The sequence below is a fragment of the Ramlibacter sp. MAHUQ-53 genome, assembly GCF_052600055.1.
Genome location: NZ_JBQWTS010000002.1, coordinates 316,319 through 341,664, shown reverse-complemented (window position 1 = coordinate 341,664; position 25,346 = coordinate 316,319). Strand labels below are relative to the sequence as shown.

Below are 25,346 nucleotides of genomic sequence, written 5' to 3'. Positions count from 1 at the left end.
TCAGTTGGCCTTGATGTTGTTGTCCTGCGCCACCTGCCGCCACATCGGGATCTCGGCGGCGATCAGGCGGGCGAAGTCCTGCGAGGTGGTGGCCTGCGGGATGACGGACATGCCCTCCAGCTTCGCGCGCACGTCCGGCATGGCGACGATCTTCGCCACCGCGTCCTCGAGCTTCTTCACGATGTCCGCCGGCGTGCCGGCGGGCGCGAGCAGGCCGATCCACAGCGAGACCTTGAGGTCGATGCCCTGCTCGGCCAGCGTGGGCACGTTGGGCAGCTGCTTGAGGCGCTCCGCGGTGGTGACGGCCAGCGCCTTCACCCGGCCGCTTTGCAGGCCCACCGAGGCCGGGCCGGCATCGGCCAGGGCCATGGTGACGTCGCCGGTCATGACGGCCATCACCGACTCGTTGGCGCCCTTGTAGGGGATGTGCGCGAACTTCGCGCCGACCTTGCGGTTGAACAGCTCGGTAATGAGCTGGAACGAGGCCGAGCTCGCCGCGTAGTTGGCCTTGTCCGGGTTGGCCTTGGCCTGGGCCGCGAGCTCCTGCACGGTCTTCGCCGGGTTGTTGGCGTTCACCAGCAGCACCAGCGGCGAGTTGCTGACCCAGGAGATCGGGGTGAAGTCGTTCGGGCCGTACGGCAGGTTGCCGCCCAGGGCGTGGTTGAAGATCACAGGCCCGGGCGCGCCCATCATCAGCGTGTAGCCATCGGGCCTGGCCTTGGCCACGTAGGCCGAGCCGACCACCGCACCCACGCTGGGGCGGTTCTCCACGACCACGGGCTGGCCGATCAGGGCTGGCAGCTTCTCGGCGACGATGCGCGCGGTCGCATCCACGCCGCCACCGGCGGCATAGCCGACCACGATCGTGACCGGCTTCGAGGGCCAGGCCTGGGCGCTCGCGGCCAGCGGCATCGCGCCGGCGGCCAGCGTGCCCGCGGCGGCCAGCAGGAGGTGAAGTCGTCGTCTTGCGTTCATCGTCGTCTCCTTGGTCTGGTTGTCGTCACTGCAGGCCGACCTGCACGTTCATCACCGCGCTGCGGCCGGCATCGACGGCCCGCAGGCAGCGCGCGATCGCGCCCTCGAGCTGCGAGGGGTCGTCCACATACTCGCCATGCGCGCCGAAGGCCTCGGCCACCTTCTCGAAGCGGCGCTCCTGCCCCTGCAGGCGGGCCTGGAATTCATTGGCCTTGGCCGCCTCGCCGTCGGGATAGACGCGCAGCACCGCTTCCTTCACCGCCTGCCAGCCGCCGTTGTCCAGGACCACGGTGAACACCGGCAGGCCGTAGCGCTGCGCCGTGGCGTACACCGACGTCGGGGTGGAGAAGTGGAAGCTGCCGTCGCCCACCACATGGACCACGCGCCGGTCCGGGCAGGCCAGGCGCGCCCCCAGGGCCATGCCGCCGCCGAAGCCCAGTCCGCCGCCCGCGCCGCACAGGAGCGTGAGCGGCTCGCTGCGCGGGATCTGCGTGAGCACCGCGGGCGAGTTGCGGATCGCCTCGTTGATCACGATGTCCTTGGCATCGATGGCGCGGCCCAGCGCAGCGCACACATGGGCGGCGGAGACCGCGCCACGCCGCCCGGCCTCCGCGGCCGCCGCGGCGACCGCCTTGCGCCGCGCGGTGCGGGTCTCGCCCCAGCCGGCGATGCGCGCGACCACGCGCGCATGGAAGGCGTCGTCGGCAAGTTCGCGCACGCGCGCCGCCACCTGCCGCAGCGCGGTGGCGCAGTCGGCCTGGGCGCGCCAGTCGGTGGCAAAGCCCCACATCGGGAAGTCCTGCTTGATCGGGTCCACGTCGACCTGCGCCCACCAGGTCTGGGGCGACGGCTGCACGAACTTGGGCAGCCAGGGCACGTCGACATCGAGCAGCAGGCCGAGGTCGGCGCCCTCGAGGCCCTTGGCCGGGTCGAAGCCGGCGAAGCACGGGTGCTCCCGCGAGATCGCGAGGTGGCTCGGCATGAACTCCACGACACGCAGGCCGCACAGGAGCGCGAGGTCCTCCAGCGCCTTCACCGCCTCGGCCTTGCGGCCCAGGTAGGAGGTGACGACCACGGGCGACTCGGCCTGCAGAAGGCGCTGCGCCAGTTCGTCCACGCGTTGCGCGTCCAGGCCGCCGGCGGCCACCGGGCCGTAGCGCGGCGCGCCGAAGGCCTGCACCGGTGCGTCGATGTCCTCGGCCAGCACCTCGCGCGGCAGCGTGAGGTAGACCGGACCGGGCGGGTCGCTGTGCATCACCGAGTGCGCGCGCCGCAGCACCTCGGGCGCGATGCGGCCGGTGGGCAGGGTGTACTCCCACTTCACATAGGGCCGCACCAGGCTGCCGATGTCGAACGGGTCCTGCACGAAGTGCACGTAGTTGTCGCGCGAGCCGGGCATCTCGCCACGCAGGGTGTAGGGTGCCTTGCCCGCCACCAGCATCACCGGCAACCGGCCGCGGAACAGGTTGTGCATGCCCATGGCCGCATTCGCGGTGCCGGCATCCACATGCACCATCACCGCCTGCCCGCGCCCGGTGACGGCCGCATAGCCGGCGGCCATGTGCATGGCCACGTTCTCGTGCGGGCACAGCACCAGCTGCGGATGCGGCAGGCCCTCACGGTCGCGCCGCGCGAGCTCCTCGATCAGCGACACATGGTCGGTGCCGAGGTTGGCGAAGACGTACTGGATGTCGAGGTCGGCGAGGCCCTCGAGGAAGTGGTGGGCGCCGCTGCGGGCGGGGGAGGCGTTCAAGGAAGGCTCGCGGGCAACGTGGGTTGCCGCGAGCTTAGGAAGCCGGGCGCCGCCGCCGGCACCGGGCTTACCCGCAGGCTGTCACGTCGGGCACAGGCGCGGGCCGGCGCCGGGGGCAGCCGCCCCCTTGGGGGTCAGGCGTCGAGCTTGGTGCCCGCGGCCTTCACCACGCCGGCCATGCGCTGGTAGTCGGCGGCCAGCAGCTTGGCGAAGTCGCCGTTGCTGACGGCGTGCGGCTCGATCCCCTGCTTGTCCAGGCGCTCGAGGATCACCGGATCCACCAGCAGCTTCGCCATCGCGGCGTTGATGCGGTTGGCGGCGGCCGCCGGCGTGCCGGCCGGGCCGAGCAGGCCGAACCAGGAATCGAACTCGTAGCCGGGCAGCCCCGTCTCCGACAGCGTCGGCAGCTCGGGGATGTGCTTGCTGCGCTTGGGCGAGGTCACGCCGAGCAGGCGCAGGCGGCTGTCCTTGGCGAAGGCCAGCGCGCCGATGCTGGCGGCGATCACGGCCTGGGCGCGGCCCGAGATCACCTCGTTGATCGCCTCGCCCGTGGCCTTGAGCGGCACATGCACCATGTCGATGCCGGCCTTGCCGCAGAACGAGGCCATGGCCAGGTGCGTGGCGCTGCCGATGCCGGCCGAGGCGTAGTTCATCTTGCCGGGGTTGGCCTTGGCATGGCGGATGAACTCGGCGGCCGTCTTCGCCGGCACGTCGGGGTGGACCATCATCACATAGCTGGCGTGGCCCACATGGGCGTAGGGCGTGAAGTCCTTCTGCGGGTCGTAGGGCAGCTTGTTGTAAAGGTGGGCCGCGATGTTGTGGCTGGCCGCGGCCATGACCATCACCGTGCCGTCGGCCTCGGCCTTGGCCACGAAGCCGGTGCCGATGGTGCCGCCCGCGCCGGCGCGGTTCTCGACGATCACCGTCTGGCCCAGGGCCTGCCCGAGTTCGGTGGACAGCGAGCGCGCCAGGATGTCCTGCACGCCCCCTGCGGCGAAGGGCACGATGATGCGAATGGGTTTGCCCGAGGGCACCTGCGCCACGGCGGGGAGGACGGCGGCGGCGAGGCCGGTGGCCAGGAGCTGTCGGCGTTGGATCATGGGAGCTTGCTTCCTTCCTGGAGTCAGTCGATGCAGATCTGGTCGGCGAGGCGGCGCATGAAGCGCTCGCACCAGGCGAGCTGCTCCAGGGCCACCCATTCATTGGGCTGGTGGGCCTGCGCGATGTGGCCGGGGCCGCAGACGATGGTGGGCACGCCGGCCTGGTGGAACAGCGCCGCCTCGGTGCCGAAGGACACCTTGCCCGCGCCGCTGGCCGGGTCGAGCTCGGCGCAGTGGAAGCACAGCTGCGCGATCTCGCTGTCGGGGGCGGTGGCGAAGCCGGGCAGGACCGACTTCACTTCATGCGTGATGCCGGTGTCGGGCGCGACGGCCCGCATCGCGGGGACCAGGCTGTCGGCGAAGGCCCGGGCCTCGGCGAACAACACCTGCGGGTCGTCCAGGTGGTGGTGGCGGATCTCCCAGGTCACCTCGCACAGGCGCGGGATGATGTTCAGCGCAGTGCCCCCCTGGATCACGCCGGTGTGCACGCTGGTGTGGGGCACGTCGTACACCGGATCGAACGGGCCGTCGGCCGCGAGCCGGCGGTGCATCGACTTGAGCTTGGCGACGAACTCGCAGGCGATCTCCACCGCGTTCACGCCCAGCGGCGTGAGCGAGGAGTGCGCCTCGAAGCCCTGGACCGTGGTCTTGAAGGCGTGCTTGCCCTTGTGGGCGATCACGACCTGCATGCCGGTGGGCTCGCCCACGATGCAGCCGGCGGGCTGGTAGCCCTGTTCCACCATGTCGGCAATGAGGCGGCGCACGCCGATGCAGCCCACCTCCTCGTCGTAGCTGAAGGCCAGGTGCACCGGGCGCTTGAGCCGGCGGCGCACCAGTTCGGGGACCAGCCACAGGGCGGTGGCGCCGAAGCCCTTCATGTCGGTGACGCCACGGCCGACCAGCTTGTTGCCAATCACCTGGGCCTTGAACGGGTCGGTGTCCCAGGGCTGGCCGTCGACCGGCACCACGTCGGTGTGGCCGGACAGGACGATGCCGCCCACCTTCGTCTCGCCGTCGGCGGCGGGGATGGTGCACCAGAGGTTGCACTTCTTGCCGCTGTCATCGTAGGTGCGGCGGCACTCGAGGCCGAGGGCGCGCAGGCGTGCCTCGGTCCAGTCGATCAGGGGCAGGTTGCTGTCACGCGAGACGGAGGCGAAGGCCACCCATTGCTCGATCAGGGGAAGCGCCGCGAGGTCGGCGGCGCGCGCGCTTCGCAGGGCGGAGGAAGGGATCGGTGCGTTCATGGCGCAACCATATCGCAATCCGCGTGCCACCCGCTGTCACGAGGGCACCGCGGCGGGTAGTGAATTCGTTGGGGAAGCGAGCGGGTCAGCGCGGAGCGGTGGCGCCCGAGGCCTGGGCGTCCGCGCGGGCCGGGCGCGCCGCGCCGGCGGCCGCCGCCTCGACGGCTTCATCGGCCTCGCCCAGCGGCGTGAGCCAGGCATCCGGATGGATCACCCCCGAGGCCCAGGTCACCCGCTCGCAGGAAACGGTGCCATCGCGTTCGAGGATCAGCCAGGGGGCGGATTGCGACGGCTGGATGTGCCAGCAGGGCCGGCCGTCATCGGACTCCAGCGGCCCGAGAACCTCGACGACCCGGCCGATGTTGCCCTCGCATCCAGGATGCTCGGCGATCACCAGGGCAAGAGAGCCAGGGCTGCAGCGGGTCTGCATGGGAGGTGGTCCGTCCAGGTCGGCGTTGACGCTTATCGCTTAATGGAAATGTTAAGCGATTTGACCATTGTCTTCGGATCACCGACGGGCGACAAGCCCCGTGGAATCGCCGAAGTGTCGCATGCGCGACACGCGGGCACCTCGGGGATGCCCGCTCCGCCCCGTCAGGACGCCTCGAGCTCGCTGGCGCCGACGCTCGCAAGCAGGCAGCGGCCCAGCTGGTCGAGGTAGCGCAAGGCCTTCTTGGTCGGCATGACGAACTTCACCCGGGAATCGGCGGTGGAGGTCTGCAGCGCGATCATCTCGCGCTCGATCAAGCCCTTGACCCGGCGGTGTACCGTGCTCGCGGAGCGGGACAGGGCCGGGTGGCGCATCAGGCCGACCACGGTGATGTTCTGCTGGTTGAGCCAGTAGGTGGCCAGCACCTCGATGATTTCCCGCTCGTCCGGCACGAGGTCCGGCAGGCGATCACCACCTTTCGCCGCGCTGAGCTGGCTCAGGAATCGCAGGTAGGCAACGGAAGGAGAAGTCTGTGCAAGACGTTTCGACATGGTGCATCCAGCGGCTCAAAGATCCGCTACCTGAAGGGCCAAGCAAAGCCCGCACCCGGTCGTTACTGCCATCACCGCTGCCACCTTCCTGCACATACGTTCAAAAAAAGATGGGCGATCTTAGCCGTCTTAGCAAAGAAGGGAACAGGGGAAAACGACAAGGCCTCCCGAAGGAGGCCTTTGAAATTCGTTGGCGGAGTGGACGGGACTCGAACCCGCGACCCCCGGCGTGACAGGCCGGTATTCTAACCGACTGAACTACCACTCCGCGTCGGAGTTGCTTCGCCCTGCAGATGCAGGAATCGAGTGCAACCAAACTCTGGCGACCCTACGGGGATTCGAACCCCGGTACTTACCGTGAAAGGGTAATGTCCTAGGCCTCTAGACGATAGGGTCAAACCTGGACGGACTGTTGAACCAGAACACGTGGTGGAGGTAAACGGGATCGAACCGATGACCTCTTGCATGCCATGCAAGCGCTCTCCCAGCTGAGCTATACCCCCCGGGTGTTCTGCTTCAACGAAGGCCTGCCCTGAAGCAAACCTTTGTCAAACTCTTGGCGGAGTGGACGGGACTCGAACCCGCGACCCCCGGCGTGACAGGCCGGTATTCTAACCGACTGAACTACCACTCCGCGTCGGGGTTGCTTCGCCCTGCAGATGCAGGAATCAAGTGCAACCAAACTCTGGCGACCCTACGGGGATTCGAACCCCGGTACTTACCGTGAAAGGGTAATGTCCTAGGCCTCTAGACGATAGGGTCAAAACCTTGGATTTTCATCCGTCGACACAGTGGATGGTGGAGGTAAACGGGATCGAACCGATGACCTCTTGCATGCCATGCAAGCGCTCTCCCAGCTGAGCTATACCCCCGTCCGGTGTCGAGAACGAGATTCTACAACGTTTTTTGGCTGCTCGACAACCGATCCAAAACTTCTTTTCGCGGGACGAGTGCGAGCACCGCATCGAGCGACGGCGTCTGCGCGGTGCCCATGACCAGCACCCGCACCGGCATGGCCAGCTGCGGCATCTTCAGGCCGGTGGCGCGCAGCGTCTCCTTGATGGCCTCGCTGATCGCCGCCTTGTCCCACTCGCAGGTCTCGAGCATCTTCGCAAGCATGGAGATCGCGGGACGCACGCCCTCGGTCACATGCTTGGCCAGTTCATCGGCGTCGGGCCGGACCTCGCGGTAGAACTTCGCGGCCCAGTCGGCCAGGATCACGGTGGTGTCACAGCGATCCTTGAACAGGCCGCAGATGGCGGGCAGGCGCGCGTCGGCGGCGATGCCGCGCGCGGCGAGTTGCGCCTCCACCAGCTGCGCGAGCGACCCGTCGCTCGCGGCCTTCATGTGCTGGGCGTTCACCCAGCGCAGCTTGGCCTCGTCGAACTGCGCGGCGCTGCGGCCCAGGTGGTCCAGGTCGAACCACTGCAGGAACTGCTCGCGCGAGAAGATCTCGTCGTCGCCATGGGACCAGCCCAGGCGCGCGAGGTAGTTCACCACGGCGTCGGCCAGGAAGCCCTCGTCGCGGAACTGCGTCACGGGCTTGGCGCCATTGCGCTTGGACATCTTCTCGCCCTGCTCGTTCAGCACGGTGGGCAGGTGCGCGTACACCGGCGGCTCCTTGCCGAGGGCGCGGAAGATGTTGATCTGCCGCGGCGTGTTGTTCACGTGGTCATCGCCTCGGATCACGTGGGTGATGGCCATGTCGATGTCATCGACGACCACGCAGAAGTTGTAGGTGGGCGTGCCGTCGGGACGGGCGATCACGAGGTCGTCGAGTTCGGCATTGGCGATCTCGATGCGGCCCTTGACCTTGTCGTCCCAGGCGACCACGCCCTCCTTCGGGTTGCGGAAACGCAGCACCGGCTGCACGCCCTCGGGCACCGGCGGCAGGACCTTGCCCTCCTCGGGGCGCCAGGTGCCGTCGTAGCGGGGCTTCTCCTTGCTGGCCATCTGGCGCTCGCGCAGCGCGTCGAGCTCGGCGACCGACATGTAGCAGGGGTAGACCAGGCCCTGCGCCTTCATCTGGGCCAGCACCTCGCGGTAACGGTCCATGCGCTGCATCTGGTAGAACGGGCCCTCGTCGTGGTCCAGGCCCAGCCAGGACATGCCCTCGAGGATCACGTCGACCGCGGCCTGCGAGGAACGCTCCAGGTCGGTGTCCTCGATGCGCAGGATGAAGTCGCCGCCCTGCGAGCGCGCGAAGGCCCAGGGGTACAGCGCCGAGCGGATGTTGCCCAGGTGGATGAAGCCCGTCGGCGACGGGGCAAAGCGGGTGCGGACTTTCACGTGGGGATCAGAGCAGGTCCAGGCCGCGCGAGAGGTCGGCCTTGAGGTCATCGAGGTGTTCCAGGCCCACGGCGACGCGGACCAGGTTCTGGCGGATGCCGGCGGCCTGGCGCTGTTCCTCGGTGAGGCGGCCGTGCGAGGTGCTGGCGGGCTGGGTGATGATGGTCTTCACGTCGCCCAGGTTGGCGGTGACGGACATCAGCAGCGTGGAGTCGATCACCGTGAAGGCGTTGCGCCGCGCGGCCTCGGGCGTGTCGCCCTTGACGTCGAACGACAGCACCGCGCCGCCCAGGCCGCGCTGCTGCTTCATGGCCAGCGCGTGCTGCGGGTGGCTCTCCAGGCCGGGGTAGTAGACGCGTTCGACCTTCGGGTGCGCCTCGAGCCAGCGGGCCAGCTCCAGCGCGCGGGCCGACTGCGCCTCCATGCGGATGCCCAGCGTCTCCAGGCCCTTGAGCACCACCCAGGCGTTGAAGGCCGACAGCGTGATGCCGGCGCTGCGCATGACGGGAATGAACTTGTCCTTGACCAGCGCCTTGCTGGCGCACAGCGCGCCGGCGATGACGCGGCCCTGGCCGTCGAGGTACTTGGTGCCCGAGTGGATGATGATGTCGGCGCCCAGGTCCGCCGGGCGCTGCAGCGCCGGGGTGCAGAAGCAGTTGTCCACTGCCAGCAGCGCGCCGGCGGCGTGGGCGATGTCGGCCAGGGCGCGGATGTCGCAGACCTCGGTGAGCGGGTTGGTCGGCGTCTCGGCGAAGAACAGCTTCGTGTTCGGCTTGACCGCGGCCTGCCACTCGGCGAGGTCGGTCTGCGAGACGAAGGTGCTCTGTACGCCGAACTTGCCGAACTCGGAGGCGATCAGCTTGATCGTGGAGCCGAACACCGAGCGCGAGCACACCACATGGTCACCCGCCTTCAGCAGCCCCATGCAAAGCAGCAGGATCGCGCCCATGCCGCTGGCCGTGGCGACGCAGGCCTCGGTGCCCTCGAGGGCGGCCAGGCGCATCTCCATGCTGGCCACCGTCGGGTTGGTGAAGCGCGAGTAGATGAAGCCCTCCTCCTCGCCGGCGAAGCGGCGCGCGGCCGTCTCGCAATCGGGCTGGGTGAAGGAGGACGTGAGGTACAGGGCCTCGGCGTTCTCGCCGTACTGGCTCTTGTCGACGGCGGCGCGCACCGCCAGGGTGTCGAGGTGCAGGCCCTCGGGCAGCTTGCGGGTCATGGGACTCAGGCCTCCTGGGCGTTGGGCAGCGCCAGGCGGGAGGTGTCGGACTCGGCCTCTTCCTGGCCCACGCGGCCCTCGTTCAGGCGCGTGATGTCCTCGGGGCTGACGTCGCCGGTGACGTAGACGCCGTCGAAGCAGGAAGCGTCGAAGCCGTCCAGCGACGGGTTGAGGCTGCTGACGGCGCGCTTCATCGCATCGACGTCCTGGTAGATCAGGGCGTCGCAGCCGATGATCTCGCGCACCTCCTCGAGGGTGCGGCCATAGGCGACCAGTTCCTTCGAGGTGGGCATGTCGATGCCGTAGACGTTGGGGAAGCGTACCGGCGGCGCGGCGCTGGCCATGTAGACCTTGCGGGCGCCCGCGTCGCGCGCCATCTGCACGATCTCGCGGCTGGTGGTGCCACGGACGATGGAGTCGTCGACCAGCAGCACATTGCGGCCCTTGAACTCGCTGCCGATCACGTTGAGCTTCTGGCGCACCGACTTCTTGCGCACGCCCTGGCCCGGCATGATGAAGGTGCGGCCCACGTAGCGGTTCTTGACGAAGCCCTCGCGGTACGGGATGCCGAGCAGGTGCGCCAGCTGCGTGGCGCTGGGGCGGCTGGACTCGGGAATGGGGATGACCACGTCGATCTCGCTGGGCGGCACGGTGGAGACCACGCGCTTGGCCAGCGTCTCGCCGAGGTTCAGGCGGGCCTGGTAGACGGAGATGCCATCGAGCACCGAGTCCGGGCGGGCCAGGTACACGTACTCGAAGATGCAGGGCATGAGCTTCGGGTTCTCGGCGCACTGGCGGGCATGGACCTGGCCCTGCAGGTCGATGAACACCGCCTCGCCCGGCGCCACGTGGCGCTCGAGCTGGTGGCCGGTGCCCTCGAGCGTGACCGACTCGCTGGCCACCATCACGGTGCCGTCCTTGCCGCGGCCGAGCGACAGCGGGCGGATGCCGTAGGGGTCGCGGAAGGCGACCACGCCGTAGCCGGCGACCAGCGCGATCACGGCGTAGGAGCCGCGCACGCGCTTGTGGACGTTGCCCACGGCGGTGAAGATGTCCTCGGGCTTGAGCGGCACGCCGCGGGTGGCGCGATCGAGCTCGTGCGCGAACACGTTCAGCAGCACCTCGGAGTCGCTCTCGGTGTTGATGTGGCGGTGGTCGGTGGAAAACAGTTCGGCCTTGAGCGCCTGCGCGTTCGTGAGGTTGCCGTTGTGCACCAGCACGATGCCGAAGGGCGCGTTCACGTAGAAGGGCTGCGCCTCTTCCTCGCTGTACGCGTTGCCGGCGGTGGGGTAGCGCACCTGGCCCAGGCCCACGCTGCCCGGCAGGGCGCGCATGTTGCGGGTACGGAACACGTCACGCACCATGCCCTTGGCCTTGTGCATGAAGAACTTGTGCCCCTGCTGGGTCACGATGCCGGCCGCATCCTGGCCGCGGTGCTGCAGGAGCAGCAGCGCGTCATAAATCAGCTGGTTGACGGGGGCGTTGCTGACGACGCCGACGATTCCACACATTCCCTGTTACCCCGGTAGATACTGGCCGAATCGCTCGGGCAGTATCGGTTTCAATCCCTTGAGCAGCCGGGACGCGATGCCCGCGCCGGCCGACTCGTTCCATGCCGCAGTGTCCTTCAGCGGCGTCATCTGGACCACCACTGTGGCGGCCAGCGCGATCACCACGCCGCGAACCAGGCCAAATGCCGCACCCAGGACGCGGTCCACCGGCCGCAGGCCGACGGCCTCGATGACCTTCTTGGCCAGCCAGGCCAGCAGGCCCGCCGCGAACAGCGCACCCACGAACACCACCACGAAGCCCGCGGCATACCGCAGCACTTCGGAAGTCGACTGCCCCATCGGCAGCCAGGCCGCCATGTCGGGCGCCAGCCACTGGGCCAGCACGAAGGCGGCCACCCAGCCCGCCACCGACAGCACCTCGTACACCAGGCCGCGCCAGGCGCCCAGCGCCATCGACAGCGCCAGCACGGCAAGGAAGACCCAGTCCAGCGGGGCCAGCGTCATCACGCGGCCTCAGCTTACAGGGTGAGGACCGAGGCCGGCAATTCCAGGCCCTTGACCTTGGCAGCGGCCTTGTCGGCTTCGGTGCGCGTGCCGAACGGGCCGACCCGCACGCGGGTGCGCTTGCCTTCCTTGGTTTCGGCCACGTGGGTATAGGTCTTGAGCCCGGCCTTTTCCAGCTTGCTGCGCGCGGCAGCGGCCTTGGCGGGGTCGGCGAAGGCGCCGACCTGGACGACGAAGCGGGCGTCCGCGGCGGAGGCCGCGGCGGCGGGCGCGGCGGCGGCCGGCTTGCCCTCGAGCAGTGCCTTGGCGCGATCGCCGTCGCCGGACGGCTTGTGGGCGGCATCGGCCTTGGGATCCTTGTGGTCCTTGGGGTCCACGCGTGCCTCGGCCTTCGAGGCCGCCTTGGCGACGGGCGCCGCGGCAGGCGCCGACGCAGCGGGGGACACCGCCGGTACCACGGGCGCGACGGCCGCCGCAGGCGCGGCAGGCGCGGCAGGCGCGGGCACGGCAGCTTCGGCCTTGGCGGGCACCGGCGGCGCGGCCTCGACCAGGCCGGCAGCGGGCGTGGCCGCGGGCGCGGCGGCGCCGGCCGGCTTGGACTTGGCGCGGTCGGGGATGTCGATGGGGATGTCCACCGCGATCGGGCGGGGCTGGGTGTCGAACACCAGCGGGAAGCCGATCACGCCCGCAAGCACCAGGACGGCCGCGCCGATCAGGCGCTGGCGCGCGCGGCGGCGCATCGCCTCCACGCTCTCGGGCTGGCCGGACTGGGGGGACGGGGCGGAGGGATCCTCGCCACCCTTGCGGAACTTGAAGAAGGCCATGGAACTGCGTCGTGCCCGGTGGATTCAGGTGCGTCCGGGTCAGGCCCCGGGGCGCAGGTGCTGGGCCTGCAGACGGGGCACACCGCCCTCGAGAATGCCGCCCACCGTGAAGAACGAACCAAAGACCACGATTCTATCAGCGGGGTCGGCAGCGGCCGCGGCCGCCTCCAGGGCCGCGCGCGGGCTGGCATGCACGCTGGCGGCCACCTCGCGCGGGGGCAGCGAGGACGCCACCGCCTGCCAGCGCGCCAGCAGGCCGGCGCCGGTCTCGGCGCGCGCGGTGGGCAGGTCGCAGAAGTACCAGCGATCGGCCAGCGGGGCCAGGCGCCGGAACATGGCGTCCAGGTCCTTGTCGGCCATGGCACCGAAGACGAAGTGGGTGGTGGGGTAGAAGCCCATGGCATCCAGGTTCGCCACCAGGGCGCCCACCGCGTGCGGGTTGTGGGCCACGTCCAGCACCAGGGCGGGCTGGCCGGGCACGAGCTGGAAGCGCCCGGGCAGTTCGACCAGCGCCAGACCGTTGCGCACCGCCTGCGCCGTCACCGGCAGGCGCTCGCGCAGGGCGGTGAGGGCCGCCAGCACGCCCGAGGCATTGAGCAATTGGTTCGCACCGCGCAGCGCCGGGTACGCCAGGCCCGCGTAGCGCCGGCCGCGGCCGGCCCAGGCCCACTGCTGCTTGTCGCCGGAGAAGTTGAAGTCGCGCCCCAGCAGCCACAGGTCACAGCCCAGCTCGTTGGCGCGGTCGATCACGCTTTGCGGCGGCACCGGGTCGCTCACCACGGCCGGGCGGCCGGCGCGCAGGATGCCGGCCTTTTCCCGCCCGATGGTTTCCCGGTCCGGGCCGAGGAATTCCATGTGGTCCAGGTCCACGCTGGTGATGATGGCGCAGTCGGCGTCGACCACGTTGACCGCGTCCAGCCGCCCGCCCAGGCCCACCTCGAGGATGGCCACGTCCAAGCCGGCGGTGGCCATCAGGCTCAGGATGGCCAGCGTGGTGAATTCGAAGTAGGTCAGCGGCACGTCCTGGCGGGCCTTCTCGACCCGCGCGAAGTGCGGCACCAGCTCGCCGGGCTCGCAGATCTCGCCGTGCAGGCGGCAGCGCTCCTCGAAGTGCACCAGGTGCGGCGAGGTGTAGACGCCGGTGCGCCAGCCCGACTCGAGGGCGATGGCCTCCAGCATGGCGCAGGTCGAGCCCTTTCCGTTGGTGCCCGCCACGGTGATGACGGGGCAATCGAAGCGCAGCGCCATGCGGCCGGCGACCTCGCGCACGCGGTCCAGGCCCATGTCGATGGTCTTGGGGTGCAGGCGCTCGCAGTGGGCCAGCCAGTCCTGCAGGGTCATGTTGTCGGCGTTCATCGGGCGTGATTGTCGGGCCTTACCATCGGACCATGATCGTTGTGTATGGCATCCCCAACTGCGACACGGTGAAGAAGGCCCGCGCCTGGCTGGCCGAACGCGGCGTCGAGCACCGTTTCCATGACTTCAAGAAGGAGGGCGTGCACGCCGGGCGGCTGCCCGCCTGGCTGGCCGCGGCGGGCTGGGGCACCCTGGTCAATCGCAAGGGCACGACCTGGCGCAAGCTCGCCCCCGCGGACCAGGCCGCGGTGCAGGACGACGCCAGCGCGCAGGCGCTGATGCTGCGCGAGCCCAGCGTGATCAAGCGCCCGGTGGTGGAGTGGGACGACGGCATCACCGTGGGGTTCGACCCGGCCGCCTGGGAAGCCCGCGCCGCGCGGGCCTGACCCTTTACGGCTGGTTTACTTTTTCGCCCCGGCCGCCGCGTCAACGTGGCGGACAATGGCACCGTTAACCTCAACGGAGGTCCCATGAAGCAATCCCTGATCGCCGGCGGCGTCGCCGCCCTCGCCCTCGCCGCCCCCTCCCTGCACGCGCAGGAAGTGGCCCGCGTCGTCTCCAGCATCCCCATGATCCAGCAGGTGGGCGTGCCCCGCCAGGTCTGCACCACCCAGCAGGTGATGGTCGAACAGCCCCGGTCCGGCGCCGGCGCCTTGCTCGGCGCGGTGGCCGGCGGCGCCGTGGGCAACCAGATCGGCGGCGGCTCGGGCCGCGCCGTCGCCACCATGGCCGGTGTCATCGGCGGCGCCATGCTGGGCAACAACATCGAGGGCCAGCCCGCCGCCCGCATGCAGGAACAGACCACCTGCACCACCCAGACCGTCTACGAGAACCGCACCGTGGGCTACAACGTGACCTACGAGTACGCCGGCAGGCAGTACCAGGTGCAGACGCCCAGCGACCCGGGCCCGACGATCCGCGTGCAGGTCACCCCGGTGCTGCCGGCCGCCACGCCGCAGCCGGCCGTGATCCCCTCGCCCCTGCCGGTGCGCCCGGTGAGCCAGGCGCCCGCCGTGGTGGTGGCCGCCGCGCCCGTCTTCTACGGCCCGCCCGCCGGCTACCCGGTGGTGGCGCCCGGCTTCATCGGCGCCTCGCACCACCGCGGCTGGAGCCACGGCGGCCACGTCCACGGGCACTGGCGCTGAACGCCCGGGCGGCGGCCCGCCCGCCACCGCCTAAAATGTCCGGTTTTCCACCGCGCCGCCTTCGCCGGACGCGCGCGCCCAACCGGACATCGACATGACCACCGAAAAATTCGACGGCGTTTCCGTCAACACCCAGGCCAACGTCTATTTCGACGGCAAGTGCGTGAGCCATGGCATCACGCTGGCCGACGGCACGAAGAAGTCCGTCGGCGTCATCCTGCCCTCCACCCTCACCTTCGGCACGGGCGCGCCCGAGATCATGGAGTGCGTGGCGGGCTCGTGCGAGTGGCGCATGGCCGGCACCGAGGCCTGGCAGAAGTCCGGCCCCGGCGAGAAGTTCTCGGTTCCCGGCAACTCGAAGTTCGAGATCCGCGTGACCGAGGCCTACCACTACATCTGCCACTTCGGCTGATCCCGCGGAGCCCGCGATGAGCACCATCCTCGAAAACGTCCCCGTCGGCCAGAAGGTCGGCATCGCCTTCTCCGGCGGCCTGGACACCTCCGCGGCCCTGCTGTGGATGAAGAAGAAGGGCGCCCTGCCCTACGCCTACACCGCCAACCTCGGCCAGCCCGACGAGCCCGATTACGACGAGATCCCGCGCAAGGCCTCGGCCTACGGCGCCGAGCTCGCCCGCCTGATCGACTGCCGCCGCCAGCTGGCCCAGGAAGGCTTCGCCGCCCTGCAATCGGGCGCCTTCCACATCTCCACCGCGGGCGTGACCTACTTCAACACCACGCCCCTGGGCCGCGCCGTCACCGGCACGATGCTGGTGGCCGCGATGAAGGAGGACGACGTCCACATCTGGGGCGACGGCAGCACCTTCAAGGGCAACGACATCGAGCGCTTCTACCGCTACGGCCTGCTGACCAACCCCTCGCTGAAGATCTACAAGCCCTGGCTGGACCAGACCTTCATCAACGAGCTGGGCGGCCGCACCGAGATGAGCGAGTTCCTCATCGCCAACGGCTTCGACTACAAGATGTCCGTGGAGAAGGCCTACAGCACCGACTCCAACATGCTGGGCGCCACCCACGAGGCCAAGGACCTGGAGCACCTGAACTCCGGCATCCGCATCGTGAACCCGATCATGGGCGTGGCCTTCTGGAAGGACGACGTGGTCGTGAAGGCCGAGGAAGTGTCCGTGCGCTTCGAGGAAGGCGTGCCCGTCGCCCTCAATGGCCGCGAGTACGCCGACCCGGTCGAACTCATTCTGGAGGCCAACCGCATCGGCGGCCGCCACGGCCTGGGCATGAGCGACCAGATCGAGAACCGCATCATCGAGGCCAAGAGCCGCGGCATCTACGAGGCCCCCGGCCTGGCGCTGCTGCACATCGCCTACGAGCGCCTGGTCACCGGCATCCACAACGAGGACACCATCGAGCAGTACCGCGAGAACGGCCGCAAGCTGGGCCGCCTGCTGTACCAGGGCCGCTGGTTCGACCCGCAGGCCCTGATGCTGCGCGAGACCGCCCAGCGCTGGGTGGCCCGCGCCATCACCGGCGAGGTGACCCTGGAGCTGCGCCGCGGCAACGACTACAGCCTGCTGAACACCGAGTCCCCCAACCTCACGTACAAGCCCGAGCGCCTGACGATGGAAAAGGGCGAGTCGATGTTCTCGCCGCGTGACCGCATCGGCCAGCTGACCATGCGCAACCTGGACATCGTGGACACCCGCGAGAAGCTGGGCGTCTACAGCAGCACCGGCCTGCTGGCCGCCGGCGACGGCGCGCACCTGCTGCGCCTGACCGGCACCAAGGAGTAACCCGGTCCCCGCGCGCGGGCCGCAACGGCCCGCGCCCCGTGGTGGCTCAGACCACCACCGGCTCCGGCTCCAGCCGGATGCCGAAGCGCTCGTACACGCTGGTCTGGATCGCCCGGGCCAGCGTGACCACCTCGCCCCCCGTGGCGCCCCCCCGGTTCACCAGCACCAGCGCCTGCTTCTCGTAGACGCCGGCATGGCCCACCGTCTTGCCTTTCCAGCCGCAGGCGTCGATCAGCCAGCCCGCGGCCAGCTTCACGCTGCCATCGGGCATGGGGTAGTGCACGATGTTCGGCTCGCGGGCGATGATGTCGCTGCACTGCTCCGGCGTAACCGTGGGGTTCTTGAAGAAGCTGCCGGCGTTGCCGATCACGCGCGGGTCGGGCAGCTTGGCGCGGCGGATGGCACAGACCCAGTCGTAGACCTGGCGCGCCGTGGGCTGCGAGACCCTCGCCTCCTCCATCCGCCGCTGCAGGTCGAGGTAGCCCAGTTCCGGCTTCCAGGGCCGGGGCAGGCGAAAGCGCACCCGCAGGATCACGGCGCGGCCGGCCAGGCCGAAGTCGCCCTCCTGCGCCGGGGCGTGCTTGAACACCGAGTCGCGGTAGCCGAAGGCGCACTGGGCGGCGTCCAGCGTGAAGATGCGGCCGGTGGCCAGGTCCATCGCGTCGAGCGACTCGAAGCGGTCCTGCACCTCCACCCCGTAGGCGCCCACGTTCTGCACCGGCGAGGCGCCCACGCTGCCGGGGATCAGGGCCAGGTTCTCCAGCCCGGGCAGGTCGTGATCCAGCGTCCAGGTGACGAAGTCGTGCCAGGGCACGCCGGCGCCAGCCTCGACGACAGTGGCCCTGGGGCCGTCCTCCAGCACCCGGATGCCCGGGATCTCCATCTTGAGGACCAGCGGCTTGACGTCGCCGGTCAGCACGATGTTGCTGCCGCCCCCGAGCACGAACTTGGGCGCGCCGGCTCGCTGCGGGTCGGACAGCACGGCGCGCAGGTCGTCGTCGCAGCGCACGCGCACCAACTCCCGCGCCTTCGCGACAATGCCGAAGGTGTTGTGGGCCTGCAGGGGCACGTTGTGCTCGACGATCATGGGAGAATTGTCGCATTCGAGACCAACACCTTGCGCCCCAGGCGCCTCCCCGGGAGATCCATCCATGCCTTCTTTCGACACCGTCTGCGAACCCAACCTCGTCGAGGTCAAGAACGCCGTCGACAACGCCGCCAAGGAGATCGGCACCCGATTCGACTTCAAGGGCACCTCGGCCGCGATCGAGATCAAGGACAAGGAGATCACCCTGTTCGGCGACGCCGACTTCCAGCTGCAGCAGGTGATGGACATCCTGGTGAACAAGCTGACCAAGCGCAACGTCGACGTGCGCTTCCTCGACACCGGCGACGTGCAGAAGGTCGGCGGCGACAAGGTCAAGCAGGTGGTGAAGGTGCGCAACGGCATCGAGAGCGAGGCCGCCAAGAAGATCCAGCGCATCGTCAAGGACAGCAAGCTCAAGGTGCAGGCCGCCATCCAGGGTGACGCGGTGCGCGTCACCGGCGCCAAGCGCGACGACCTGCAGGCCGCCATGGCCCTGATCCGCAAGGACATCTCCGACCTGCCGCTGTCGTTCAACAACTTCCGCGACTGACGCCGCCGCCCTTGGCCACGCTCCCGACCGCACTCGCTCCCTTGCAGCTGCCGGTGTTCCGGCTGCTGTGGCTCACGTGGTTCGCCGCGAACACCACGATGTGGATGAACGACGTGGCGGGCGCCTGGCTCATGACCTCGCTGGCGCCCTCCCCGCTGTGGGTGGCGCTGGTGCAGGCGGCTTCCACGCTGCCGGTGTTCTTCCTCGGGCTTCCCAGCGGCGCGCTGGCCGACATCGTGGACCGGCGCCGCTTCCTGCTGGCGACCCAGCTGTGGCTCGCGGCCATCGCCGCCATCACCTGCACCACGGTGCTCCTGGGGTGGATGACCGCCCCCCTGCTGCTGGCCCTGACCTTCCTCAACGGCATCGGCCTGGCGCTGCGCTGGCCGGTATTCGCCGCGATCATGCCCGAGGTGCTGCCGCGGCCGCTGCTGGCGCAGGGCCTGGCCCTGAACGGCATCAGCATGAATGGCGCGCGCATCATCGGCCCGCTGGTGGCCGGCGCGATCATCGCCAGCCTGGGCAGTGCCTGGGTGTTCGTCCTGAACACCCTCCTGTCGCTGATGGCGGCCTATGGCGTGATGCGCTGGCACCGCGAGCACAAGGAGAGCCCGCTGGGCCGCGAGCCCCTGGGCAGCGCGATCCGTGTGGGCCTGCAGTTCGTTCGCGAGTCCCACCGCATGCGCGGCGTGCTGGCGCGCATCTCGCTGTTCTTCCTGCACTGCACCGCGCTGCTGGCGCTGCTGCCCCTGGTGGCCAAGGGCCTGCCGGGCGGTGACGCCGGCACCTTCACCCTGCTGCTCGCCTCCATGGGCTCGGGCGCGATCGTCGCCGTGCTGTTCATGCCGCGCCTGCGCCAGGCGCTGCCGGGGGACCGCCTGGTGATCACCGGCACCGTGGTGCAGTCGCTCAGCGCGGTGGCCGTGGCGTGGTCGCCCCATGCCGCGGTGGCGGCGGTGGGCATGTTCGTCTGCGGCGTCGCCTGGATCTCGGTGGCCAACACCAACACGGTGGCCGCCCAGATGGCGCTGCCGGATTGGGTGCGCGCGCGCGGCATGTCGATGTACCAGATGGCCATCATGGGCTCGACCGCGCTCGGCGCGGCGCTCTGGGGCCAGGTGGCGACCTGGCTGGGAATCACCGCGGCGCTGGAGATCGCGGCGGTCACGTCGGTGGTGCTCATGGTGACGGCCCAGCGCCTCACCCCCGACCGCGGCACCGAGGAGGACCTCAGCCCCGCCAAGCGCCTGGTGCTGCCCGAAGTGCCGGTGCGCCCGGGATCGGGCCGCATCCTCACGCGGGTGGAGTACCGCATCGACCCGGCCCGCGCCGAGGACTTCATGGCGCTGATGAACGACAGCCGCAGCAGCCGCCTGCGCCAGGGCGCGCTGGCCTGGCAGCTGCTGCACGACGTGGCCGAGCCGGGCCGCTACGTGGAGCAGATCATCGACGAGTCCTGGACCGAGCACCTGCGCCGGTTCGACCGCATCAGCGCCGACGACGCGCAGCTGCGTGACCGCCGCATGTCCTTCCACCTGGGCGAGGAGCCGCCCCGGGTGACGCGCTACGTGATCGAACAGGACTGACGCGCCGGGCCGGCCGGCGCTCAGGCCTTCTTCTTCGACCCCAGCCTCGATTCCGTGCCCGCCACCAACCGGGCGATGTTCTCGCGGTGCCGCCACGCCAGCAGCATGGCCATCACCGCCAGCGCCATCACCACCGGCGCCTCGGCCTGCCAGGCGATGCGGTCGCCGAGCAGGAAGTAGGCCGGCGCGAAGACCGCCGAGACCAGCGAGGCCAGCGAGGAGTAGCGGAAGAAGTACGCGATGATCAGCCAGGTCGCGCCGGTGGCCAGGCCCAGCAGCGGGTGGATGCCGAAGACGGCGCCGATGAAGGTGGCCACGCCCTTGCCGCCGCGGAACCGGAAGAACACCGGGTACAGGTGGCCCAGGAAGGCCGCCAGGGCGACCATCGCCACCGTACCCTCGCCCAGGCCCAGCGGCCCGCCGTAGGCGCGCACCAGCAGCACCGGCACCAGGCCCTTGCAGGCATCCAGCAGCAGCGTGACCAGGGCAGCCGCCTTGCTGCCCGAGCGCAGCACGTTGGTCGCGCCGGGGTTGCCGCTGCCGAAGGTGCGCGGGTCGGACAGGCCCATGAGGCGGCTGACGATCACCGCGAAGGCCAGCGAGCCCAGGAGGTAGGCGCCGGCGGCGGCCAGGAGGGGAAAGGCGTTCTGCATGGGCCGGGATTCTGCCCCAAGGACCTGCCCCGCCACCGGGCGTTCACCGGGCCGTCAGCGCCGGCTCACTCGGCCAGCGCGCAGTTCACCGGCCTGGCATCGAGCAGCCGCACCAGCACCTGCGGGTCGATGCCCACGAGGTAGCCGCGCCGGCCGCCATTGAGCACGATGCGGGGCAGCGACAGGATGGCCTCCTCCACGTACACCGGCATCTCGCGCCGGGTGCCGAAAGGCGAGGTGCCGCCCACCAGGTAGCCGCTGTGGCGGCTGGCCACCTCGGGCTTGCACGGCGCCACCGACTTGGCGCCGATCTGGCGCGCCAGGTTCTTGGTGGAGACGGTACGGTTGCCGTGCATCAGGATGATCAGGGGCCGGGCCTTCTCGTCCTCCATCACCAGGGTCTTGACCACGGTGAACGGGTCCAGCCCCAGCACCTGCGCGCTGTGCTGCGCGCCGCCATGCTCCAGCCACTCGTAGGGGTGCTCGGTGAACGCGACCCCGTTCGCCCTGAGGAAGGCGGTGGCCGGGGTCTCGCTGACGTGGGGCTTCTTCGCCATCGGCGCGGTGCGGGCCGGCGCGTCAGTTGGCGAGGTCGCGCATCTCCCAGCGGATCTTGTCGATCTCGGCCAGGAGCTCGGGCGACAGCGTGGTGCCCCAGGCGTCGATGTCCTCGTCCAGCTGCGCCAGCGAGGTCACGCCGATGATGGTGCTGGCGACCTGCCACTTGGTGTAGCAGAAGGCCAGGGCCAGGCGCGTGGGCGTGAGGCCGTGGTCGCGGGCCAGCTGGTTGTAGCGGCGGGCCGCGGCCAGCGAGTCGGGGCGGCCCCAGCGCTGGGCGCGCACCGACTCGAACTTCGCGATGCGCGCATCCTGCGGCGCGCCGGGACCCTGGGTGCCGCTGGCGTCGTACTTGCCCGTGAGCAGGCCGAAGCCCAGCGGCGAGTACGCCAGCAGGGACACGCCGAGGCGGTGCATCGTCTCGTCCAGCCCGTTTTCCAGGTGGCGGCTGATCAGGCAGTAGACGTTCTGCACGGTGGCCACGCGGGCCAGGCCATGCTGTTCGGCCAGGCGCACGAACTCGTGCACGCCATAGGGCGTCTCGTTGGACAGGCCGATGGCGCGCACCTTGCCGTCGCGCACCAGCCGGTCCAGCGCCTCGAGCTGCTCGAAGATGGGGGTGCGGCTGGTTTCCTTGGCCGGGTCGTAGTAGAGGTTGCCGAACATCGGCACGTGGCGCTCGGGCCAGTGGATCTGGTACAGGTCGATCACGTCGGTCTGCAGGCGGCGCAGCGAAGCCTCGCAGGAGCGCACGATGTCCTGCGCCGTCATGCCCGCGCCCTCGCGGATCCACGGCATGCCGCGCGAGGGGCCGGCGACCTTGGTGGCCAGGGTCACCTTGGACCGGGCGGCGGGATTCCTGGCGAACCAGTTGCCGATGAAGGTCTCGGTGGCGCCGTAGGTGGCCTCGCGGGCCGGCACCGAGTACATCTCGGCGGTGTCGATGAAGTCGATGCCGCGCTCCACGGCGCGGTCGAGGATGGAATGGGCCAGGGGCTCGGCGACCTGCTCGCCGAAGGTCATGGTGCCCAGGCAGATGGGGCTGACGTGGAGGTCGGACTGGCCGAGGCGGACGGGTTTCATGGGCCGGGAGTTTACGGCCGCGGGGGCGGCGACTCAGGCGACCAGGGTGGCGCGGAAGTCGTTGACGCTGGTGCGCGTGGGGCCGGTGACCACCAGGTCGCCCAGCGCCTCGAAAAAGCTGAACGCGTCGTTGCGCGCCAGCATGTCCTGCGCCGACAGGCCCAGGGCCTGGGCGCGCTGCCAGCTGTCCGGCCCGAAGACGGCGCCGGCGTTGGATTCGCTGCCGTCGACGCCATCGGTGTCAGCCGCCAGCCCCCAGAACCGGTGCGCGTTCGCGCCCGGCTCGCAGACGCCGACCAGGTGCCCCAGCAGGAACTCCGCGTTGCGCCCGCCGCGCCCGGGGCCGGTGACGGTGACGGTGGTCGCCCCCCCCGACAGCAGCAGGCAGGGCGCCGGCGCCGGCTGGCCGTGGCGCGCCACCTGCCGCGCGATGCCGGCCTGCACCCGGCCGACATGGCGGGCCTCGCCGTCGATGGCGTTGCCCAGGATCAGCGCGCGCAGCCCGCGGGCGGCCGCCAGGGCCGCGGCGGCCTCCAGGGCGCCCTGGGCGGTGCCGATCACGCGCCAGTGGCGCTCGCCCACGGGGCCGGCATAGGCCGCCGCCGGGGGCGCCTGCAGCGCCCGGGCCACCGCGGGCGGCAGCGCGATGCCATGGCGCGCCAGCACGTCGAGCGCGTCGGCCGGCGTGGAGCCGTCGGCCAGCGTGGGGCCGGCCGCCACCGTGCGGGCGTCGTCGCCGGGCACGTCGGACAGCACCAGCGTCCAGACCATGGCCGGGCCGCAGGCCTGGGCCAGCTTGCCGCCCTTGACCGCGGACAGGTGCCGGCGCACGCAGTCCATCTCGGCGATGGTGGCGCCGGACTGCAGCAGCGCGCTGGTGACCCGGCGCTTGTCCGCCAGGGTCAGTCCCTCGGCCGGTGCGGCGAGCAGGGCCGAGCCGCCGCCGGAGACCAGGGCGATCACGAGGTCGTCGGGCCCCAGCCCCTGCACCTGCGTGAGGATGCGGTGCGCGGCCTGCACGCCGGCCTCGTCGGGCACCGGGTGGTCGGCCTCCAGGACCTCGATGCGCCGGCACGGCTCGCCGTGGCCGCGGTGCGTGACGACCAGGCCGGACAGCGGGCCGTCCCAGGCCTGCTCCAGCGCCAGCGCCATGCGTGCCGCCGCCTTGCCCGCCCCCACCACCACGGTGCGCCCTCGCGGCCGCGGCGGCAGGTGGCGCGGCACCGAGAACAGCGGGTCGACCGCGCGCAGGGCGGCATCGAACAGGTCTCGCAGGAGCGCGCGGCCGGTGGCCGGGGTGAAGGCGGGGGCGGCGTGGGTCATGCGGCGGCTCTTTCCCGCGGGCCCTCCCGGGCCCGCGCCTCTTCCTGCAGGCGCAGCACGCGGCGCTGCACCTTGCCGGTGGTGGTCATGGGCAACTGCTCGATGAACTCGATGTCCTTGGGGTACTCGTAGGGCGCCAGCCGCCCCTTCACATGGGCCTGGAGCTGGGCCACCAGCCGGGCGTCCCAGGCTGCGGCGTCGGCCTCGCGGGCGCGCTGGGTCAGCGCGTCGGGCGCGAGCACCACGTAGGCCTTGACGACCGCGCCGCGCTCGGCGTCGGGCTTGGGCACCACGGCGGCGTTGGCCACGGCGGGGTGCTTGACCAGGCAGTTCTCGACCTCGCCCGGGCCGATGCGGTAGCCCGCCGCCTTGAAGACGTCGTCCGCGCGGCCCTGGTACCAGAGGTAGCCGTCGGCGTCGCGCACCGCCAGGTCTCCGGTGCGGCACCAGTCGCCGGTGAACTTGGCGGCGGTGGCCTCGTCGCGCTTCCAGTAGCCGAGAAAGAAGACCGGGTCGGGCCGGCCGTGCACGTCGAAGCGGTGCAGCGCGACGTCACCGGCCACGCCGGGCGGGCACTCGTTGCCCTCGTCGTCGATCACCGCGACGCGGTGGCCCGGGTAGGGCCGTCCCATGCTGCCGGGGCGCGCGGGCCAGCCGACCGGGGCCGCGCGGTGGTTCATCGCGCAGTTGCCGACGATGTAGTTGATCTCGGTCTGGCCGAACATCTCGTTGACTATGACGCCCAGCTCGTCGCGGCACCAGCCGAAGACCGCGTCGCCCACCGCCTCGCCCGCGCTCATGATCGCCTGCAGCTTCAGGCGGAACTGGCGTCGCGGCGAGGGAAAGGCCTTCATCATGGCCTTGAGCGCGGTGGGGAACAGGAAGGTGTGGGTCACCCCGTGCTGCTGCATCAGCGTGAAGGCCAGCTCGGGGGAGAAGCGGCCGTTGAAGGCGACGATGGGGCGGCCGAAGTAGAGGGTGGGCAGCAGGGCGTCCATCAGCCCGCCGGTCCAGGCCCAGTCCGCCGGGGACCAGAACACTGGCGTGTTCTGGCCCCCGGCGCTGGGCCCTGCCCGTCCTGGGCCCGCCCCCACCCCAGCCCTCCCCCTCACGGGGGAGGGAGTCCGGGCACCGCCAGCGGGGTCGAACCCGAACCAGTTCTGGCTGCACACGAACCCCGGCAGGTTGCCCACCAGGGCGCGGTGCGGCACCAGCGCCCCCTTGGGCGCGCCGGTGGTGCCGCTGGTGTAGATCAGGACGGCGGGGTCGTCCGCGGTGGTGGACACGAGCGGGAAGCGGTCGCTCTGGGCCGACAGGCCGACCTCGTAATCCAGGTCGGCGCGCAGGGCGGCGGCGCCCACGCCGACCAGGGAGCGCAGGTGGCTGCAGGTGGCGCGCACCGAGACCAGGGCGCCCACCGCGTTCTCGTCGCAGATCGCCACCACCGCCTCGGAATCCTGCAGCCGGTACTGCAGCGCCTCGGGCCCGAACAGGATGGACAGCGGCATGGCCACCGCCCCCATCTGCAGCACCGCCATGTAGGCCACCGCGGTCTCGAAGCGCTGGGGCAGGACGATGGCGACGCGGTCGCCGCGGCGCACGCCCAGCGCCGCCAGCAGGTTGGACAGGCGATTGGCCCGCGCCTGCAGCTCGCGGTAGGACAGCCGCTGCTGCGGCGCCGGCGTGCCGTGGGCGATGACGGCGGTGCGCGTGGCGGCGTCGGGGGCCTGGGCCCAGCGCGCGCAGCAGGCCTGGGCGATGTTGAAGTCCGGTGGCACCTCCCAGCCGAAGCCGGCGTGCATCGCCGCGTGGCGGTCCTGCAGGGGGGCGGGGTCCATGGCGTTG

Annotated in this window: 24 protein-coding genes and 6 tRNA genes; 6 read left to right on the top strand and 24 right to left on the bottom strand. The window is 70.5% G+C overall.

The genetic code is table 11. The annotated features are described in order from the left end of the window. The 18 genes from ACT80S_RS05040 to folC form a co-directional block, all read right to left on the bottom strand. Complete coding sequence (locus ACT80S_RS05040; RefSeq protein ID WP_377413395.1) at positions 1 to 975, bottom strand: Bug family tripartite tricarboxylate transporter substrate binding protein; 975 nt, start codon at positions 973 to 975, stop codon at positions 1 to 3. Positions 976 to 1,000: 25 nt separating this feature from the next. Further along, on the bottom strand, positions 1,001 to 2,728 hold the full coding sequence (locus tag ACT80S_RS05035) for a thiamine pyrophosphate-requiring protein (protein ID WP_377413393.1): 1,728 nt from the start codon (positions 2,726 to 2,728) through the stop codon (positions 1,001 to 1,003). 134 nt (positions 2,729 to 2,862) lie between these two features. After that, positions 2,863 to 3,828 (bottom strand): tripartite tricarboxylate transporter substrate-binding protein, encoded by a 966-nt coding sequence (locus ACT80S_RS05030; RefSeq protein WP_377413391.1) that lies wholly within the window; start codon positions 3,826 to 3,828, stop codon positions 2,863 to 2,865. Between the two features lie 23 nt (positions 3,829 to 3,851). After that, positions 3,852 to 5,072, bottom strand: coding sequence for an acetylornithine deacetylase (argE, locus tag ACT80S_RS05025; protein WP_377413389.1), 1,221 nt, complete (start codon positions 5,070 to 5,072; stop codon positions 3,852 to 3,854). 85 nt (positions 5,073 to 5,157) lie between these two features. Continuing rightward, entirely contained in the window at positions 5,158 to 5,502 is a 345-nt protein-coding gene (locus ACT80S_RS05020; RefSeq protein WP_377413387.1) for a hypothetical protein, read from the bottom strand. Between the two features lie 164 nt (positions 5,503 to 5,666). Continuing rightward, complete coding sequence (locus ACT80S_RS05015) at positions 5,667 to 6,053, bottom strand: hypothetical protein (protein ID WP_377413385.1); 387 nt, start codon at positions 6,051 to 6,053, stop codon at positions 5,667 to 5,669. 191 nt (positions 6,054 to 6,244) lie between these two features. Continuing rightward, positions 6,245 to 6,321 (bottom strand) — tRNA-Asp (locus ACT80S_RS05010). Between the two features lie 52 nt (positions 6,322 to 6,373). After that, positions 6,374 to 6,449: transfer RNA gene (locus tag ACT80S_RS05005), tRNA-Glu, on the bottom strand. Between the two features lie 31 nt (positions 6,450 to 6,480). Beyond that, positions 6,481 to 6,556: transfer RNA gene (locus tag ACT80S_RS05000), tRNA-Ala, on the bottom strand. A gap of 54 nt (positions 6,557 to 6,610) precedes the next feature. Further along, a tRNA-Asp gene (locus ACT80S_RS04995) sits at positions 6,611 to 6,687 on the bottom strand. A gap of 52 nt (positions 6,688 to 6,739) precedes the next feature. Further along, positions 6,740 to 6,815: transfer RNA gene (locus ACT80S_RS04990), tRNA-Glu, on the bottom strand. 34 nt (positions 6,816 to 6,849) lie between these two features. Then, positions 6,850 to 6,925 (bottom strand) — tRNA-Ala (locus ACT80S_RS04985). A 22-nt stretch (positions 6,926 to 6,947) separates the two neighbouring features. After that, entirely contained in the window at positions 6,948 to 8,393 is a 1,446-nt protein-coding gene (gene gltX / locus ACT80S_RS04980; protein WP_377413383.1) for a glutamate--tRNA ligase, read from the bottom strand. Then, positions 8,350 to 9,558, bottom strand: coding sequence for an O-succinylhomoserine sulfhydrylase (locus ACT80S_RS04975; protein WP_377413381.1), 1,209 nt, complete (start codon positions 9,556 to 9,558; stop codon positions 8,350 to 8,352). The genes gltX and ACT80S_RS04975 overlap by 44 nt, the downstream gene beginning before the upstream one ends. A 5-nt stretch (positions 9,559 to 9,563) precedes the next feature. Further along, positions 9,564 to 11,069 carry an amidophosphoribosyltransferase gene (purF, locus tag ACT80S_RS04970; protein WP_377413379.1) on the bottom strand — a complete coding sequence of 502 codons (1,506 nt, stop codon included), beginning with the start codon at positions 11,067 to 11,069 and terminating at the stop codon, positions 9,564 to 9,566. Positions 11,070 to 11,075: 6 nt separating this feature from the next. Beyond that, the gene (locus ACT80S_RS04965; protein ID WP_377413897.1) at positions 11,076 to 11,567 is read right to left on the bottom strand and encodes a CvpA family protein; all 492 of its coding nucleotides are present in this window, start codon (positions 11,565 to 11,567) and stop codon (positions 11,076 to 11,078) included. A 20-nt stretch (positions 11,568 to 11,587) separates the two neighbouring features. Then, positions 11,588 to 12,397 (bottom strand): SPOR domain-containing protein, encoded by an 810-nt coding sequence (locus tag ACT80S_RS04960; RefSeq protein ID WP_377413377.1) that lies wholly within the window; start codon positions 12,395 to 12,397, stop codon positions 11,588 to 11,590. A 39-nt stretch (positions 12,398 to 12,436) separates the two neighbouring features. Then, positions 12,437 to 13,753, bottom strand: a complete 1,317-nt coding sequence (gene folC, locus ACT80S_RS04955) for a bifunctional tetrahydrofolate synthase/dihydrofolate synthase (protein ID WP_377413375.1) — start codon at positions 13,751 to 13,753, stop codon at positions 12,437 to 12,439. 32 nt (positions 13,754 to 13,785) lie between these two features. Between folC and ACT80S_RS04950 the strand changes: the two genes are divergently transcribed. The 4 genes from ACT80S_RS04950 (at position 13,786) to argG (ending at position 16,661) form a co-directional block, all read left to right on the top strand. Continuing rightward, positions 13,786 to 14,139 carry an arsenate reductase gene (locus ACT80S_RS04950; RefSeq protein ID WP_377413373.1) on the top strand — a complete coding sequence of 118 codons (354 nt, stop codon included), beginning with the start codon at positions 13,786 to 13,788 and terminating at the stop codon, positions 14,137 to 14,139. Between the two features lie 84 nt (positions 14,140 to 14,223). Continuing rightward, a complete protein-coding gene (locus ACT80S_RS04945; RefSeq protein WP_377413371.1) occupies positions 14,224 to 14,898 on the top strand; it encodes a glycine zipper 2TM domain-containing protein in 675 nt (224 codons plus the stop codon). Between the two features lie 94 nt (positions 14,899 to 14,992). Further along, entirely contained in the window at positions 14,993 to 15,310 is a 318-nt protein-coding gene (ppnP, locus tag ACT80S_RS04940) for a pyrimidine/purine nucleoside phosphorylase (RefSeq protein ID WP_377413369.1), read from the top strand. Positions 15,311 to 15,326: 16 nt separating this feature from the next. After that, a complete protein-coding gene (gene argG / locus ACT80S_RS04935; RefSeq protein WP_377413366.1) occupies positions 15,327 to 16,661 on the top strand; it encodes an argininosuccinate synthase in 1,335 nt (444 codons plus the stop codon). A gap of 46 nt (positions 16,662 to 16,707) precedes the next feature. On the opposite strand, the gene murB is transcribed toward argG, so the two are convergent. Continuing rightward, positions 16,708 to 17,748: a UDP-N-acetylmuramate dehydrogenase gene (murB, locus tag ACT80S_RS04930; protein WP_377413364.1), complete on the bottom strand. Its 1,041-nt coding sequence runs from the start codon at positions 17,746 to 17,748 to the stop codon at positions 16,708 to 16,710. A gap of 64 nt (positions 17,749 to 17,812) precedes the next feature. On the opposite strand from murB, the gene ACT80S_RS04925 reads away from it, so the two are divergent. Then, a complete protein-coding gene (locus tag ACT80S_RS04925; protein WP_377413362.1) occupies positions 17,813 to 18,298 on the top strand; it encodes a YajQ family cyclic di-GMP-binding protein in 486 nt (161 codons plus the stop codon). An 11-nt stretch (positions 18,299 to 18,309) separates the two neighbouring features. Beyond that, positions 18,310 to 19,884: an MFS transporter gene (locus ACT80S_RS04920; protein WP_377413360.1), complete on the top strand. Its 1,575-nt coding sequence runs from the start codon at positions 18,310 to 18,312 to the stop codon at positions 19,882 to 19,884. Positions 19,885 to 19,904: 20 nt separating this feature from the next. Here ACT80S_RS04920 and plsY read toward each other — a convergent pair whose 3' ends face one another. The 5 genes from plsY to ACT80S_RS04895 all read right to left on the bottom strand — a co-directional run bounded on the left by plsY (position 19,905) and on the right by ACT80S_RS04895 (position 25,339). Continuing rightward, positions 19,905 to 20,537 carry a glycerol-3-phosphate 1-O-acyltransferase PlsY gene (plsY, locus tag ACT80S_RS04915; protein WP_377413359.1) on the bottom strand — a complete coding sequence of 211 codons (633 nt, stop codon included), beginning with the start codon at positions 20,535 to 20,537 and terminating at the stop codon, positions 19,905 to 19,907. A 65-nt stretch (positions 20,538 to 20,602) separates the two neighbouring features. Continuing rightward, on the bottom strand, positions 20,603 to 21,094 hold the full coding sequence (locus tag ACT80S_RS04910) for an aminoacyl-tRNA deacylase (RefSeq protein ID WP_377413356.1): 492 nt from the start codon (positions 21,092 to 21,094) through the stop codon (positions 20,603 to 20,605). Between the two features lie 22 nt (positions 21,095 to 21,116). Continuing rightward, positions 21,117 to 22,178 carry an aldo/keto reductase gene (locus ACT80S_RS04905; RefSeq protein WP_377413354.1) on the bottom strand — a complete coding sequence of 354 codons (1,062 nt, stop codon included), beginning with the start codon at positions 22,176 to 22,178 and terminating at the stop codon, positions 21,117 to 21,119. A gap of 33 nt (positions 22,179 to 22,211) precedes the next feature. Then, positions 22,212 to 23,501 carry a glycerate kinase type-2 family protein gene (locus tag ACT80S_RS04900; RefSeq protein ID WP_377413352.1) on the bottom strand — a complete coding sequence of 430 codons (1,290 nt, stop codon included), beginning with the start codon at positions 23,499 to 23,501 and terminating at the stop codon, positions 22,212 to 22,214. Further along, on the bottom strand, positions 23,498 to 25,339 hold the full coding sequence (locus ACT80S_RS04895; protein ID WP_377413894.1) for an acyl-CoA synthetase: 1,842 nt from the start codon (positions 25,337 to 25,339) through the stop codon (positions 23,498 to 23,500). Before ACT80S_RS04895 ends, ACT80S_RS04900 begins: the two co-directional genes overlap by 4 nt. Positions 25,340 to 25,346: the final 7 nt, after the last annotated feature.

Bases quoted from the DNA above. Each gene is read 5' to 3' on its own strand.
- ACT80S_RS05040 (WP_377413395.1), bottom strand. From the start codon at position 975: ATGAACGCAAGACGACGACTTCACCTCCTGCTGGCCGCCGCGGGCACG.
- ACT80S_RS05030 (WP_377413391.1), bottom strand. From the start codon at position 3,828: ATGATCCAACGCCGACAGCTCCTGGCCACCGGCCTCGCCGCCGCCGTC.
- argE (WP_377413389.1), bottom strand. From the start codon at position 5,072: ATGAACGCACCGATCCCTTCCTCCGCCCTGCGAAGCGCGCGCGCCGCC.
- ACT80S_RS05020 (WP_377413387.1), bottom strand. From the start codon at position 5,502: ATGCAGACCCGCTGCAGCCCTGGCTCTCTTGCCCTGGTGATCGCCGAG.
- ACT80S_RS05015 (WP_377413385.1), bottom strand. From the start codon at position 6,053: ATGTCGAAACGTCTTGCACAGACTTCTCCTTCCGTTGCCTACCTGCGA.
- gltX (WP_377413383.1), bottom strand. From the start codon at position 8,393: ATGACCTCAAGGCCGACCTCTCGCGCGGCCTGGACCTGCTCTGATCCC.
- ACT80S_RS04975 (WP_377413381.1), bottom strand. From the start codon at position 9,558: ATGACCCGCAAGCTGCCCGAGGGCCTGCACCTCGACACCCTGGCGGTG.
- purF (WP_377413379.1), bottom strand. From the start codon at position 11,069: ATGTGTGGAATCGTCGGCGTCGTCAGCAACGCCCCCGTCAACCAGCTG.
- ACT80S_RS04960 (WP_377413377.1), bottom strand. From the start codon at position 12,397: ATGGCCTTCTTCAAGTTCCGCAAGGGTGGCGAGGATCCCTCCGCCCCG.
- folC (WP_377413375.1), bottom strand. From the start codon at position 13,753: ATGAACGCCGACAACATGACCCTGCAGGACTGGCTGGCCCACTGCGAG.
- ACT80S_RS04950 (WP_377413373.1), top strand. From the start codon at position 13,786: ATGATCGTTGTGTATGGCATCCCCAACTGCGACACGGTGAAGAAGGCC.
- ACT80S_RS04945 (WP_377413371.1), top strand. From the start codon at position 14,224: ATGAAGCAATCCCTGATCGCCGGCGGCGTCGCCGCCCTCGCCCTCGCC.
- ppnP (WP_377413369.1), top strand. From the start codon at position 14,993: ATGACCACCGAAAAATTCGACGGCGTTTCCGTCAACACCCAGGCCAAC.
- argG (WP_377413366.1), top strand. From the start codon at position 15,327: ATGAGCACCATCCTCGAAAACGTCCCCGTCGGCCAGAAGGTCGGCATC.
- murB (WP_377413364.1), bottom strand. From the start codon at position 17,748: ATGATCGTCGAGCACAACGTGCCCCTGCAGGCCCACAACACCTTCGGC.
- ACT80S_RS04925 (WP_377413362.1), top strand. From the start codon at position 17,813: ATGCCTTCTTTCGACACCGTCTGCGAACCCAACCTCGTCGAGGTCAAG.
- plsY (WP_377413359.1), bottom strand. From the start codon at position 20,537: ATGCAGAACGCCTTTCCCCTCCTGGCCGCCGCCGGCGCCTACCTCCTG.
- ACT80S_RS04910 (WP_377413356.1), bottom strand. From the start codon at position 21,094: ATGGCGAAGAAGCCCCACGTCAGCGAGACCCCGGCCACCGCCTTCCTC.
- ACT80S_RS04905 (WP_377413354.1), bottom strand. From the start codon at position 22,178: ATGAAACCCGTCCGCCTCGGCCAGTCCGACCTCCACGTCAGCCCCATC.
- ACT80S_RS04900 (WP_377413352.1), bottom strand. From the start codon at position 23,501: ATGACCCACGCCGCCCCCGCCTTCACCCCGGCCACCGGCCGCGCGCTC.
- ACT80S_RS04895 (WP_377413894.1), bottom strand. From the start codon at position 25,339: ATGGACCCCGCCCCCCTGCAGGACCGCCACGCGGCGATGCACGCCGGC.